The organism is Paraburkholderia oxyphila NBRC 105797 (assembly GCF_000685075.1).
GTDB lineage: Bacteria > Pseudomonadota > Gammaproteobacteria > Burkholderiales > Burkholderiaceae > Paraburkholderia > Paraburkholderia oxyphila.
Genome location: NZ_BAYD01000084.1, coordinates 1 through 13,146, shown reverse-complemented (window position 1 = coordinate 13,146; position 13,146 = coordinate 1). Strand labels below are relative to the sequence as shown.

Sequence of the window (13,146 nt, the reverse complement as noted above, 5' to 3'; positions counted from 1 at the left end):
CGTTTGCTCATGAAAGGGCGTCAAGGGTCAATCCATGCGCATTTGATAATGGCGCAGTTCCGCATAAAGAAAATCGCGGGATCGGCCTTTTCAAGATCGCCCCGAATGATGAGATCCGATTCGAGATGGCCTCGGATAGCACGATCGCGCCAACGTTGCGCACGAAAGCGACGCCGCCAGCTCATTGGGTCAAAACGTCAATTAGTTAGTTCGGAGTGCAGATGTTTTATGGGAAGCATGGATCGAACGGATCAGGTGTCCTGGTCTTGCATCGGACTTGGGTTCACCGCGGCATCGCGCGCCGGACCGATGCGCTACGCTACGCTTTGTTTGCCTGCTGTGTCGTCAAACGCGCGAATTCGGCGCAGTGCAGCGCCCGCGTGCGTTACGCGTAGCGCGCGAGAAACATGTCGGCGGCGGCTTGCGCGACTTGCTGCTGCTCGTCTTCGCCCAGCGGCGGCTGGCCCATCGTGATTTGCGGCCAGAACGCAAACGCCTTGACGAGCCCATGCAACTGCTGCGCGGCGAACAGCGGGTCGTCGACACGCAGGCGGCCGTCGGCGGCCGCGGCGCGGATCCACACGGTCACGTCCTCTTCGCGCTGCCCGAGGCGCGCCACCATGTCCCGCGCACGCTCGGGCGAGTGAATGCCCGCCCCGATCGCCACCCGCGCAAGCGCGAGAAACGATTCGTCGGTCATGAGGCGCAGCTTGCGCAGCAAGATCGCCAGCAATTGCTCGCGCAACGGCTGCCCGGCCTGGTAGGCGGGCGGCGCGCTGCCCGCGCTCGCGTCCCAGAGCCGATGCAGGATGGCCGCAAACAGCGCCTCCTTGCTCGGGAAGTGGTTGTAGACCGTGCGCTTCGAGACGTTCGCGCGGGCGGAAATGCGATCCATGCTGGTGGCGTCGTAGCCGGCGGCGAGAAATTCCTCGATGGCCGCCTCGAGAATGGCGGCGCGCTTGCGGTCGGTCAGGCGTTGGGGGGAGGCGTTCGGATCCATACAAGAATTTTACACCGGGCGGTTTACTTTTATCCAAAATAAACTACACTGTGGAGTCTACTTTTCTTGCCGGAAAACGCCATGGCATCGATCCCCGATTTTCTCGACCGCATGCTCGGATTCGCCACCGCGCGCCGCTCGCGCGTCATGTCGGGCGGCTCGCCGCAGCACGACGGCACGCGCTTTCACAATGTGCGCCCGCGCCCGGTGGAAGGGCTCGCGAAGGGCCTCAGCATCGCCTGGAACGTGCTGTTCAGGAAGCCGCAGGGCACGATGCCGGCGGGCACGCTGCCCGTCGATGCGCTGAGCCGCGCCGACCTCGAAGCCGCGCCCGATCGCAGCCTCTACCGGCTCGGCCATTCGACGCTGCTTCTGAAACTGCGCGGTGAGTACTGGCTCACCGATCCGGTGTTCGGCGAGCGCGCTTCGCCGTTCAAGCGCATGGGGCCCAAGCGTTTTCACGCGCCGCCCATCGCGCTCGAGAACCTGCCGCCGTTGCGCGGCGTGATCCTCTCGCACGATCACTACGACCACCTCGACCGCGAGACCGTGCTCGCGCTCGCCGCCACCACGGGCGTGTTTCTCACGCCGCTGGGCGTGGGCGACCGGCTCATCGAATGGGGTGTCGACGCGGCGAAAATACGCCAGCTCGACTGGTGGCAGAGCGTCGAGGTGGAAGGGATGACGTTCACGGCCACGCCCGCGCAGCACTTCTCGGGACGCAGCCTGTTCGACGGCAACAGCACGCTGTGGGCCTCGTGGGTGATCGCCGATGGCGATCTGCGCGTGTTCTTCAGCGGCGATACGGGCTACTTCGAGGGCTTCCGCGAGATCGGCGCGCGCCTTGGGCCGTTCGACGTGACGCTGATCGAGACTGGCGCGTATGACGCGCAGTGGCCGTATGTGCATATGCAGCCCGAAGAGACGGTGCAGGCGCACCTCGACTTGCGCGGCCGCTGGCTCGTGCCGATCCACAACGGTACCTTCGATCTGGCGATGCACCGCTGGCAAGAACCGTTCGAGCGTGTGACGGGACTGGCGCTTACGCGTGGTGTCTCGTTGGCGACGCCGCGCATGGGCGAGCGGCTCGACCTGGCGGCGCCGCATCGCGGCGAGCGCTGGTGGCGCGAGGTGGCGGACGAGGCCGTGGCAACGGGCGGACGCGCGCGTGGATGGCTGTGCCGCGAGGAGGGCGAGGCGAATTCGTGAAGGGGGCGCTTGCCTTGGCGATGCGTGGTCGGAGTTGGTCGACGCGCTCTGCGCTGTATGGCGTAGCCGAGTCAGGTTTCCTCAGCCCAAAAACAAGCCGCCGACAAGCGCCGACGGCTTCACAGGCAACACGAATCAGGCGAGCCGTTGGGCAAGCTCAACCTGTTACGCCTTGATCCCCGGCGACCGTGCCGGCGTATCCGCCGGCGCGACGGCCGGTACCGGGGCGCGCTGCGCCGGTTCCACGATCACGACAGGGTCCGGCATTGCCCACAGCGGCACCGCAAAGACCACATGCTGCGGCGCTGGCACGGCAAACCCGCCCGCGAACGCGGCGTGCTGGAGCGCCATCATCTGCTGTTGCATGGCCATCATTTGCTGCTGCATCGCTACCATTTGCGCCTGAGCGGCCCGCATCTGCCGCAGCGCGATCGCAGGCGGCGCGCCACCCGTGCTCGTCTGCATCTCGAAGCTGGCGCCGCCATGCGGGCTGTGCCAGCTCCACGTGCTGACCTTCATCGGGCCCGCCGCCGTGTTGACGACATGGGTCTCGGCTTTCACCGGCACGGCCTGGCCATTGACGTTGACGAACATCGGCTGCACGGCGTGTTGCGCATCCATCTGGGCGCTCGCCTCACCGGCAAGCGCCAGCACCGGGACGAGCGCCAGTGCGCCCAGTGCCAGGTACGAACGTAATCGCATTTTCGTAGCTCCTTCGATCGATACCGCTCGAATCAAAACGAAAGACTCATGCAACTCCCGGAGGGAGTCACTTTCGACTATGCGAGCACAGGCTTAAGCCAGCATTAAAACGCCGGCCCCGCGAGCGCGCGCCGGTACCACGCGTGGAAATGGCGCATGCCGTCCTCGAGCGGCGACTGATACGGCCCGGCGTCGCTCACGCCGCGCCGGGCGAGGCGCAGGCGTCCCGCGTCCATGCGCTCGGCGATCTCGTCGTCTTCGATCATCGTCTCCAGATACGCGGCGCGCTGGGCCTCGATGAACTCGCGCTCGAAGGCCGCGATCTCCTCGGGGTAGTGGAACTCGATCACGTTGAGCGTTTCTTGCGGTCCTTTCGGATAGAGCGTCGAGACCACGAGCACGTGCGGATACAGTTCGATCATCTGGGTCGGAAAATACGCGAGCCAGATCGCGCCGAACTCGGGCGCCTCGCCGCCGCGATAGTCGAGCAGGCGGTCGTGCCATGCGCGGTACACCTCCGAGCCCGGTTGCGCAAGCGCCGCGTGCACGCCTACGCGCTGCATGCTGTACGTATCGGCGAATTCCCAGTCGAGGTCTTCGCAGGTCACGAAGCGCCCGAGCCCGGGGTGGAACGGCGCGACGTGATAGTCCTCCAGATAGACCTCGATGAAGGTCTTCCAGTTGTAGTTGCAGGTGTGCGTCTCCACGTGGTCGAGCACATAGCCGGAAAAATCGAACTCGGGCCGTGCGAATACGCTGGCCATGTCGTGTGCCGGATCGCGCGGCCCTTCGTAGAGGAGTCCGTGACAATGGCGTAGCGCGAAGCGTTCGAGATTGCGGCAGGGCTTGCGCTCGAACTCGGGCGCGCCGATCAGGTCACCGCGCGCATCGTAGGTCCAGCGGTGCAGCGGGCAGACGATGTTGCCGCCCGTCGCCTTGAGATTGCCGCGCGCGTGTGTGGCGTTCAGGGTCTCGACGCCGTTGCCGTCGTTGCTGCCGTTGCCCGTGGCTGGCAGGTTTCCCAGCATCAACGCCTGCCGATGGCGGCACACGTTGGAGAGCAGTTGCACGCCTTCCGCGCCACACGCATCGCGCACCAGGATGCGGCCCCCTTCGTCCTGCGGCAGGCGGCGCCAGTCGCCGGGTTCCGGCACCGACTGCGCATGTCCCACATAAAGCGCCGAATGTGCAAAGATGCGCGCCATTTCGCGCTCGAACAGCGCCTCGTCGAAATAGGCGCTGGCGGGCAGTTGCAATGGGCTCGCTGTCGCATCGGGCGGCGGGGCGAGATGCGTCAGGTTGCTGATGTCGTTCATCGATCGATTCCTTTCGGTTGGACGCCAGGCGCCCGCATGCTCATGTTTCGAGCGCGGCGTCCCGTTCGGCATTCAGTCGCACGATGCGTTCGTGCTTCGCGAGCCGCGGACACGTGCTGCACATTTCGCCGTCGCGGCGGCGGTAGTGGTAGCAGCAGGTTTTGCGCTCTAGCGCGAGCGAGTGCGAGCCGTCGGTGCGTGCGAACGCGAAGTAGCCGCCGCAGCCTTCGATATCGAGCGCGGCAAGCCACCGGCGCCCGAGCGCATCCACTTGCGCGTCGCTCCACTCGGGCCGCATCTTGCGTGCCGCAAGCAGGGCGGCAAGCACCACGTCGGCTTGTGTCCCGCGCGCCGCAGCCGGATTCACGCGGATCACGGGCGTGAGGTCGGCGTAGATCTGGGCGCAGCACGCGGCAATCTCGCGCGCGGCGTGCGCGATCAGCTCTTCGGTATCGCCTGGGGTGGGAGCGTGATCGGGCAGCCGTACCTCGCGCGTCCAGCCTTCGGAAACGGGTTGCGCGAGGGCGGCGAGCGAGAGCACGCGCTGCGCGGCATGCACGCCGATCACGCTCAAATACACAGGCTGCCAGATCAGGATGCCCCAGCAGCGCGACGCCCAGTAGGCGCGCCCAGCCTCGGGCCAGGCCCGGGACCAGTACGCGGACAGGGCATCGAGCGCGGCGCGGTTGCCTTCGTCCGCGCGCGGTGCGGGGCACACATAGACCGGTTCTTGCACGGAAAGAGCGGGTGGCGCTTCGGGTTGTGCCAGCACCACGCCGTGCAAGCCAGGCACGAGGCGTGCGGCGAGCCGCAGCATGTCCTCCAGTGCGCGGTTCGCCGCCATGCTTAGGCTTCTACCGCTTCGACGGCAGCGCGCTTGCCTGCCGCGAGCGACGCCAGTTGAACGTCACGCCGCCCAGCGAGCGGGTTGCGCAGATTGCCCGCCATCTTCAGGTTGCCGGCGGGGTCGGCGAGATTGACCATCTGCAGGTTGTTGCCCAGTTGCAGCCGGTTCAGGCAGGAGTGCAGGAACTCGGGCGCGAACAGGTCGTAGTCGGCGAACTTCTGCGCAAGCTCCGGATGCTCGCTCTGATAGCGCGCGACGCAGCGCGCCACGGCGTTCCAGAACACGTCCTCGCTGCAGCAGCCGTGCTCGACGAGAATCTGGTTCACGTAGCGGAAGAAACCGTCGAATACGTCGATGAAAATCGCCAGCAGCTTGACGTTTTCGGGCACGTCTACCGCAAGCCGTTTCACGTTATCGGGCAACTTCGCGTCTTTATTGAGGATTGCAGATTCTTCTGCGATGTCCTTTATGATCGCGCGCACCGGCACGTGGTTTTCGAGCACGAGGATGAGGTTTTCGCCGTGCGGCATGAACACGAGGTCGTGTGTGTAGAAACAATGCACGAGCGGCGCGAGATAGGCCTCCATGTAGCGGTCGAGCCAGGCTTCGGCGTCGAGCCCCGATGCCTCGATGAGCGCGGGCAGCAGCGCGCGGCCGTGGCGGTCCGTGTGCAGCAGCGCGGCCATGGTCGTGAGGCGCTGGCCATCGCTGGCGAGCGCGAGCGGGTTCTCGCGCCACAAGGCGGAGAACATCTTCTTGTAGGGGCTGTCCGCTTGCACTGCCGCCTCGTAATAGCGGTTGCGAAAGCCCATCGACGCCACTTCGCGCAGGATCGTGAAGCCCTTGCTGCGCAGATACGGGTCGTTCTGAACCATGCCCTTGATGAAGTCGTTGATGGCCGGCGTGCCCGACATGTAGTAGGGCGAGAGGCCGCGCATGAAACCCATGTTGAGGATCGACAGCGACGTCTTCACATAGCGTTTCGAGCGGTCCGAGACGTTGAAGAACGTGCGGATCGACTGCTGGGCGAGATAACGGTCGTCGCCGTAGCCGAGGCAGATGATGCGATTCGTCGCCACGTAGGACGCGAACGCGATGGAGAGCTTGTTGAACCACTGCCACGGGTGCGCGGGCATCAGGCGGTAGTCGTCGAAATCGCAGCCGCGCGACTCGACGATGGCCCGGTAGCGCGCAATGGTTTGCGCGCCGAGTTCTTCGTGCATGAGGCGCTCGTAGTCGAGGTCTTCGGCGCAATGAAACGCGGCGTTGTCCTTGTGCACGGCGAGCCAGATCACCTGGATGGCCGAAGCGGCTTCCGGCGCGAATGCGCGATAGTCGCCCGCATCGAAGCCGAGCCGTCCGTTGTTGGCGACGAAGCCCGGATGCCCTTCGCTCATGGCGGTCTCGATGGCCTGGAAGTCGGCGCTCAGCAGCTCGGGCGTATCGGGACCGGCCTTCACCGCTTTGTAAGCAGCGCCATAGAGCGTGCTGCTGATTTCGTCGAGATAGATCGGCAGCATCTCTTCCTTGATGCCAAGGCGCGCTTTCACGTCGAGAATGAACGCGAGCGCATCGAGCGGCTGTTCGGCGCCGTTCCCGGTGCAGACGATTGTCTCCGGGCGGATGCTCCAGTGGCGCAGCGCGAGCAGGCGGGCTTCGAACGTGTAGATGCGCGTGCCGTCGTCGGATTCCAGTGCGTAGCGCGCGTAGCCAGCGCCGGGAGCATCTCCGGTGCGCTGCGGCTCGACGATGAGTTCATGCGCGTACTCCGCGATGGCCTTGCGCACCAGCATGCGGTTCGCTGCGCGCCAGACTTCGGGTGTGAGATGCGCGGCGGCCTCATGCGGCGCGAGCTGGATGTGTTGCATCGACGGTTGGGCGAGGAGTTGGTTCATGGTGTGGCGTCCTTTTAGAAGTCCTGTTGAATGGCAGCGTAAAAATCGGCTCGCGTGCAGAACGCGAGCGAAGCAGTCTTTTCGCGGAACGGTACGTCCTTGGCGTAGACGAAGCCCATTGCGCGATTGAGCGCATGAATGCGCGTGTTGCGTGCATCGGGTTCCACGACGATGCGCTCGGCGTTCAATTGCTCGAACAGGAACGTCATGAGCGTGCGGAACACGTGGCGCGTGTAGCCGGGCTCGGGCGTGCTGGCCGGCCCCACGAAGAGGTGCATGCCCAGGTCGCCCGCGAGTACCTCGTAGTGCTCACCGGCTTCGTCGTGAGCCGGGTCGTAGCTCTCGAAGAGGAACGCGGGCGCGCCGTGCCGCAGGCCGAGCCAGGCCCGCGCGTGGCCCGAGTCTTCGATGGCCCGATAGAACGCGGCCACTTCGCTCACGCTCTTCTCGCGCATGTTCCAGAACGCGGCGCGTTCTTCGACGAACCAGCGCTGGAGCGTGGGCGCGTCGTGCTCCGGATCGAGCGGGCGGATCTGGAAGCCATCAAGGCTGGCGCAATGCGTTGCGTGGCGCGCGCGGGAGGCGGCGGAGACGCGGCTGGCGGCGCGCGGCGGCGCTGAATGCAGCGCGATTTCTTCGGCAACGATGTCAGTTCGCACGGGCGGTGACTCCTGAGTCGGTGAGGTCGCGGGAATGGGCGCTTTCGGCGGGCTGGCGCGTCGCATCGGACACATCGGATACACCGGCGCGGGGGCGATCGAGCAGCCAGGCGCCCAGCAACACGGTGACCAGGAGGCCCGCCGATGCGATGAAGAACGGCGCGCGCAGTCCGGTCGTATCGACGATCGCGCCCGCCGCGAACGAAGCGAGCAGCACGCCCAGGTTCTGGAAGAAGTTGATGACGCTGTAATCGGCGGCATAGGAAGCCGGGGTGCTGAGCGCGAACATCGTCACGTCGAGTTTCACGACGATCTGGAACAGCGCCCAGCCGAATATCACCCGGCCCGCGACGATCGCGAGCGGCACCTCCACGCCTTGCAGCAGCACGCCCGCCGTGCACAGCAGCAGGTTCGCGGTCATATGGCTGGGCAGCGGCTTGCCACGCGCGGCAAGGCGCTTGTTGATGCGCAGCGCGGCCAGCGCGACCATGCCGGGAATCGCAAACACGAGGCCGGAGGCAAGCTCGCTTGACGAGCCGGTCACGTCTTGCCAGTACGACGACATGAACGGCCGGATCAGATACACGCAGAAGTCGAACGCGAGCATGAGCAGCGCGAGCCGCAAGATCGGCATGCGCTCGCGCAGGCTGGGGCGGACCGCATGCGCCTCGGCACCTTCGGCATCATTGACCCAAAAGCGGCAGCGCCGTGCGATGCGATGTGTACGGATCAGGTGCATGCAGATCGCCATCTGCACGAAATCGCCGGCGGCCATCGCGAAGATGCAGTGATGCGCGTCCCACACCTGCATCACGAGGCCGCCCGCCACGGCGCCCGCAATCGCGCCGAAGTGCACGACCACGGAAAGCACGCCGATGGTATGCGCGTGCGATGCCTTCGCTTCGAGCCGCATCATGTACGGGTACATCAGCAGATAGCTGCTCTTGCACATGAACATCGCGAGCGAGAGCACCCAGAAAAGCGGCACCGTGGCCGCGAAATAGCTCGCGACCGAGAGCACGCCTGCCGCGCACTGCGTGTAGACGAGCAGATGCATGGCGTCGAGGCGCTTCGCAATGCGCGCCCAAACGGGCAGCGTGAGCATCACGACGATGGAGATGCACGCCACGTACGCGCCCGCATGCACGGGGCTCGTGACGCCGTAGCGCGCGGCGAAGAACTGCGGATAGAACGGAATCAGGATCGCGTCGCTGACGACGGCGAAGGTCGTCATCAGGATGATGGTATTGCGCAGATTCATTGCGTCTCCAGCGGCGCTTTCACGAACGCGTCCGTATCGGGCACCGAGAAGTCCTGCAGCGCGATGCGCCGCTCGATCTTGTAGTGCTCCACGCCAGTGAGCTCGCGCAGGATGCACGAGTTGCGGTAGCAGCTCATGCCCAGGTCGGGATTGGTGAGGCCGTGGCTGTACAGCCCGGCGTTTTGCACGAAGATGTCGCATTCGTTCACGTCGATCGCGTAGTTGCGCGAGAGCCGGTAACGGCCCTTGTCGTCCCAGCGGATGCGCTCGCGTATGCCGTCGATGAAGCCCGGCACGTTCTGGCCATAACCGGTCGCGAAGATCGCGCCATCGGTCGCATGCGTATACTGCACGCCTTCGTCGCGCTGCACGAAGCGCAACTGGAAGCGCGCTTCGTTGCTGTCGTAATGACAGCCCGTGAGTTCGGAATTGGTGATGAGGCGCGCGGGATGGCTCGCGCGGCTGCGCCGGTCGTCGAGCAGGTCGTAGATCTGGTTGATGAGCGAGGCGTTCACGCCCTTGTAGAGGCTGTCCTGCCTCGCGATGATGCCCTCGCGCACGCTGTCCGGCAGGTTGTAGAAGTAGTCGATGTAGTCGGGCGAGATCATCTCCAGCGTGAGCTTGGTGTTCTCCATCTGGAAGAAGCGCGGCGAGCGCGTGATCCATGTGAGCGCATAGTCGTGCTCGTCGCTTTCCTTGAGCAGGTCGTAGAAGATCTCGGCGGCGCTCTGGCCGCTGCCAATCACGGCAATCGAACGCTTCTTTTGCAGCTCGCGCTTGCGGGCCACATAGTGCGCGCTATGAATGCAGTGCTCGCGCGCCTCTTCGCAGCACGACGGCAACTGCGGCACCGAGCCCACCCCGATCACGAGTCGCGCCGCGCGGTGCACGAACGGCGCGCCGGTCCGCACGTGGCGCCCGCGCACTGCGTAATGACCTTCTCCGCCGTCGCATTCCACGTATTCCACGCTCTCCACGAGCGAGCCGAACGCAATGCTCGAAAGCTGGCGGATCGCCCATTTGCAGTAGCGGTTGTATTCGGCGCGGCTCAGATAGAAGCGCTCGCGAATGTAGTACGCATAGAGTTTGCCTTCCTGCTTGCAGTAGTTGAGGAAGCTGAACGGGCTCTTCGGGTCGGCGAGACTCACGAGGTCCGCGAGAAACGGGTTTTGCAGCGTGGTGTCGTCGATCAGCATGCCGGGATGCCAGTCGAAGTCCTCGTTGCGTTCGAGGAACAGACCGCGCAGGTCGCGGATCGGCTCGGCAAGACACGCGAGACTCAGGTTGAACGGACCGAGGCCGATGGCGATGAAGTCGAGCACGCCGGAGCCGGGCGCGGGCCGTGAATGGGTTTTCGGTTTGACATTAGGTGTACTCATGATTGAGCTTTCACTCGGGCCGGACAGGACCATGTTGCGATACCTCATCGATGGACGAAGACGGGAAGGACAGTCACAAAGCCGACACCGGTGCCGGGCGCAGGAAACGTTTGCCCGAAGCGGCGTCTGAACAATGTAAATGAGAACGATTCGTGTTTGCGAATCATAGGAAACTCAGTCGGCCATGGCAAGAGCGAAAAGCGAGGTACTAAGGAAACCGAACGAACGCCTTGATCCATCAGGCATGAAGCCCCGTCACCGCGCAGGGCCCTGAAAGCCCGAGCGCACAGGCACGCGAGCGGGATCGACCGCACTGCGCCCGGTGCGTGCGAGCGAAGCGTCTTCAGTCGCTTTTTTATGAAAAATCTTCAGACGAAAGACCCTGCGGCCGTTGGGGAGATTGGCGCGACGCCGAGCAAGTCGCCCTGACGAATTGATGCGAAACGCTTTCAAAAGACGAAAGGCTTTGCTAAGATGCGGCCCGATATGAAATACGAATGAGTCGCATTTATATTTCGGGGCGAGAGGCGCCCCCCCAACTCCGGCCGATATGAAGAACCAACAGACCACACGCCATACGGGGCGCAGGCTCCACCGTCCAGTGCGGATTGCCGCCTGGCTTGCGTTTGCCGCCGCGGCCCAGTCCGCCTTTGCCCAGTCCGCAGCCGGTGAGGGCGCTGCCGCGCAGGCCAATCCCCCGAGCGGCGCGAACGCCGCGACGACGGGCGGGGCCGCCTCCGGCCTTGCGCCGGCTGCCGCCGAGCAGTCGCTGCCCGCCGTGAAGGTGAGCGCTGCCGCCGAGACCGACTCGCCGCTGCATCTGGAAACGCCGGTGTCCAACGGCGCGCTCGGCACGCGCTCGCAGCTCGACACGCCGTTTTCGACCACCGTGGTCACGGGCGAGGACCTCGCCGACCGCCAGGTGAACAAGCTCGGCGACGTGTTTGCCGGCGACGCCTCGGTCACCGACAACAGCAACGCCTATAGCGCGTGGGCAACCTACATCACGATTCGCGGCCTGCCCATCGACTGGCAGAACGGCTTTCGCATCGACGGCAATCCGTTCATTTCGTACGGCATCACGATGCCCTACGAGAACCTCGAGCGCGTCGAACTGCTCAAGGGCCTCGGCGGCTTCATGTATGGCTTCGCGGAGCCGGGCGGGGTGGTCAATTACGTCACGAAGAAGCCGGGCCAGGATCCGGTCACGAGCCTCGACTTCGGCTACCGGATGGACGGCGTGCTCAGCCAGCACGTCGACCTGAGCCGCCGCTTCGGCCCCGATGGCATGTTCGGCGCGCGCATCAACTACACGCACGAGGCGGGCAAGACCTACAACGCGGGCGACATCAACCGCAACTCGGTGGCACTCGCGCTCGACGGGCAACTCACGCGCGACCTCGACGTCTATTTCAACGCGATCTATCAGCAAAGCCGTTCGAGCGGTCAGACGCCGGCGATCTACGTCTCGCCGAGCTACATCGGCACGAGCCTGCCGGCGACGATCAGCGGCGGCACCAACTGGCTCGGCGGCACCGACCAGCACCTGAACACCAACCTGCAGCTCTACACGGCGGGCGTCAAATACCAGATCGCACCCGACTGGACCTTCAATACCTCGGCGAGCTACACCAAGTCGACGCGCGACCGCAACGAAAGCACGCTCATCCTGCTCAACCAGGCCGGCGATTATCAGGACAGCCGCTGGAACGGTGACGAAAGGAATCAGGACATCTACTGGCAGGGCACCTTCGAGGGCAAGGTGAAGACCGGGCCGTTCACGCATCAACTGGTGTTCGGTGCGGCGATCCAGCATCAGACCAACGACTATCCGGCGGCGACGGCTCCGGGCTCGGGCCTGCTGGGCGATGGCAACCTGTACGAGCCCAACCTGTTGCGCTACTACTCGGGCAGCGGCCTGCAGAGCTATCGCACGAGTGAAATCAACCAGAAGGCGCTGTTCCTGAGCGATACCGTCGAGATCACAAGCCGCTGGTCGGTACTCGCGGGCCTGCGCTACACGAACTACGATCAGGAAGGTTTTGCGATATCTGGCGCGACGACCTCGGCCTATGGGCAGAACGGCGTCGTTACGCCGACCTTCGCGCTCATGTACAAGCTCGAGCCGAAAACCACGCTCTATGCGAGCTATGTGGAGTCGCTGGAGCCGGGTCAGGTTGTTGCGGATAACTATGCAAATGGCGGATCGGTGCTCAATCCGTTGCGCTCGCGCCAGTATGAAGTGGGCATCAAGAGCGAGCATGCAAGCTGGAGCGCGAACGCGGCGCTGTTCCGCATCGAGCGCGGCGCCTCCTATGCGAACAGCCAGAACGTGCTTACGCAGGACGGCGATTCGATCTACGAAGGCCTGGAGGCGGGCGGCAGCGTCCGGCTGGGTCGTAGCTGGCAGGTCGCGGGCGATGTCATGCTGCTCGATACGTGGTATGCGAAGGGGCAGCAGTACAACGGCAAGCGCGTGGCCGGCGCACCGCAGTTCGTCGCGGCGGCGCGCGTGACCTACGACGTGCCGTTCGTGCCGGGTCTGCAGGTGGGCGCGGACGCGAAGTACACGGGCAACACCGAGGTGCGTCCGGCCGGGGATCTGGAGACGGGCGGCTACATGCTCGTGAATGTGGGCGCGAATTATATGACGCGCATTGGTGGTCACGACGTGACGCTGCGTGCCGCTATCGACAACCTCACGAACCGGCGGTACTGGATGTTCCAGTACGACAGTTATATCGCGCCGGGTGATCCGCGGACCGTGAGCTTGAACGCCAAGATTGATTTTTAAGTCAGGGGATTGAAGCCTGGAGTTTGGGTGGGGCGCTGGGCACGTTGGCCTTAACTTGTATTCGCGGCGGGCCGCAAGCGTTGC

At 64.6% G+C, this 13,146-nt stretch carries 10 protein-coding genes; 2 read left to right on the top strand and 8 right to left on the bottom strand.

Translation table 11 applies throughout. The annotated features are described in order from the left end of the window. Positions 1-385 precede the first annotated feature (385 nt). Positions 386-1,000, bottom strand: a complete 615-nt coding sequence (locus BO1_RS54100; RefSeq protein ID WP_043287940.1) for a TetR/AcrR family transcriptional regulator — start codon at positions 998-1,000, stop codon at positions 386-388. A gap of 81 nt (positions 1,001-1,081) precedes the next feature. Here BO1_RS54100 and BO1_RS35585 point away from each other — a divergent pair, with 81 nt between their 5' ends. Next, positions 1,082-2,209, top strand: a complete 1,128-nt coding sequence (locus BO1_RS35585; protein ID WP_028221644.1) for an MBL fold metallo-hydrolase — start codon at positions 1,082-1,084, stop codon at positions 2,207-2,209. 165 nt (positions 2,210-2,374) lie between these two features. Here the strand turns inward: BO1_RS35585 and BO1_RS35580 are convergent, their stop codons facing one another. The 7 genes from BO1_RS35580 to BO1_RS54080 all read right to left on the bottom strand — a co-directional run bounded on the left by BO1_RS35580 (position 2,375) and on the right by BO1_RS54080 (position 10,268). Beyond that, positions 2,375-2,911: a hypothetical protein gene (locus BO1_RS35580; protein ID WP_028221643.1), complete on the bottom strand. Its 537-nt coding sequence runs from the start codon at positions 2,909-2,911 to the stop codon at positions 2,375-2,377. Positions 2,912-3,015: 104 nt separating this feature from the next. Beyond that, complete coding sequence (locus tag BO1_RS35575; RefSeq protein ID WP_028221642.1) at positions 3,016-4,227, bottom strand: aromatic ring-hydroxylating oxygenase subunit alpha; 1,212 nt, start codon at positions 4,225-4,227, stop codon at positions 3,016-3,018. A 40-nt stretch (positions 4,228-4,267) separates the two neighbouring features. Continuing rightward, positions 4,268-5,071: a siderophore ferric iron reductase gene (locus BO1_RS54095; RefSeq protein ID WP_043287938.1), complete on the bottom strand. Its 804-nt coding sequence runs from the start codon at positions 5,069-5,071 to the stop codon at positions 4,268-4,270. A gap of 2 nt (positions 5,072-5,073) precedes the next feature. Beyond that, positions 5,074-6,969, bottom strand: a complete 1,896-nt coding sequence (locus BO1_RS54090) for an IucA/IucC family protein (protein ID WP_043287936.1) — start codon at positions 6,967-6,969, stop codon at positions 5,074-5,076. A gap of 14 nt (positions 6,970-6,983) precedes the next feature. Then, the gene (locus BO1_RS54085; protein ID WP_156992582.1) at positions 6,984-7,628 is read right to left on the bottom strand and encodes a GNAT family N-acetyltransferase; all 645 of its coding nucleotides are present in this window, start codon (positions 7,626-7,628) and stop codon (positions 6,984-6,986) included. After that, entirely contained in the window at positions 7,618-8,889 is a 1,272-nt protein-coding gene (locus BO1_RS35555) for an MFS transporter (RefSeq protein ID WP_028221641.1), read from the bottom strand. Before BO1_RS35555 ends, BO1_RS54085 begins: the two co-directional genes overlap by 11 nt. Next, positions 8,886-10,268 carry a lysine N(6)-hydroxylase/L-ornithine N(5)-oxygenase family protein gene (locus BO1_RS54080; RefSeq protein ID WP_043287933.1) on the bottom strand — a complete coding sequence of 461 codons (1,383 nt, stop codon included), beginning with the start codon at positions 10,266-10,268 and terminating at the stop codon, positions 8,886-8,888. The genes BO1_RS35555 and BO1_RS54080 overlap by 4 nt, the downstream gene beginning before the upstream one ends. A 550-nt stretch (positions 10,269-10,818) precedes the next feature. Here BO1_RS54080 and BO1_RS35545 point away from each other — a divergent pair. Continuing rightward, positions 10,819-13,062 (top strand): TonB-dependent siderophore receptor, encoded by a 2,244-nt coding sequence (locus BO1_RS35545; protein ID WP_174490621.1) that lies wholly within the window; start codon positions 10,819-10,821, stop codon positions 13,060-13,062. Positions 13,063-13,146: the final 84 nt, after the last annotated feature.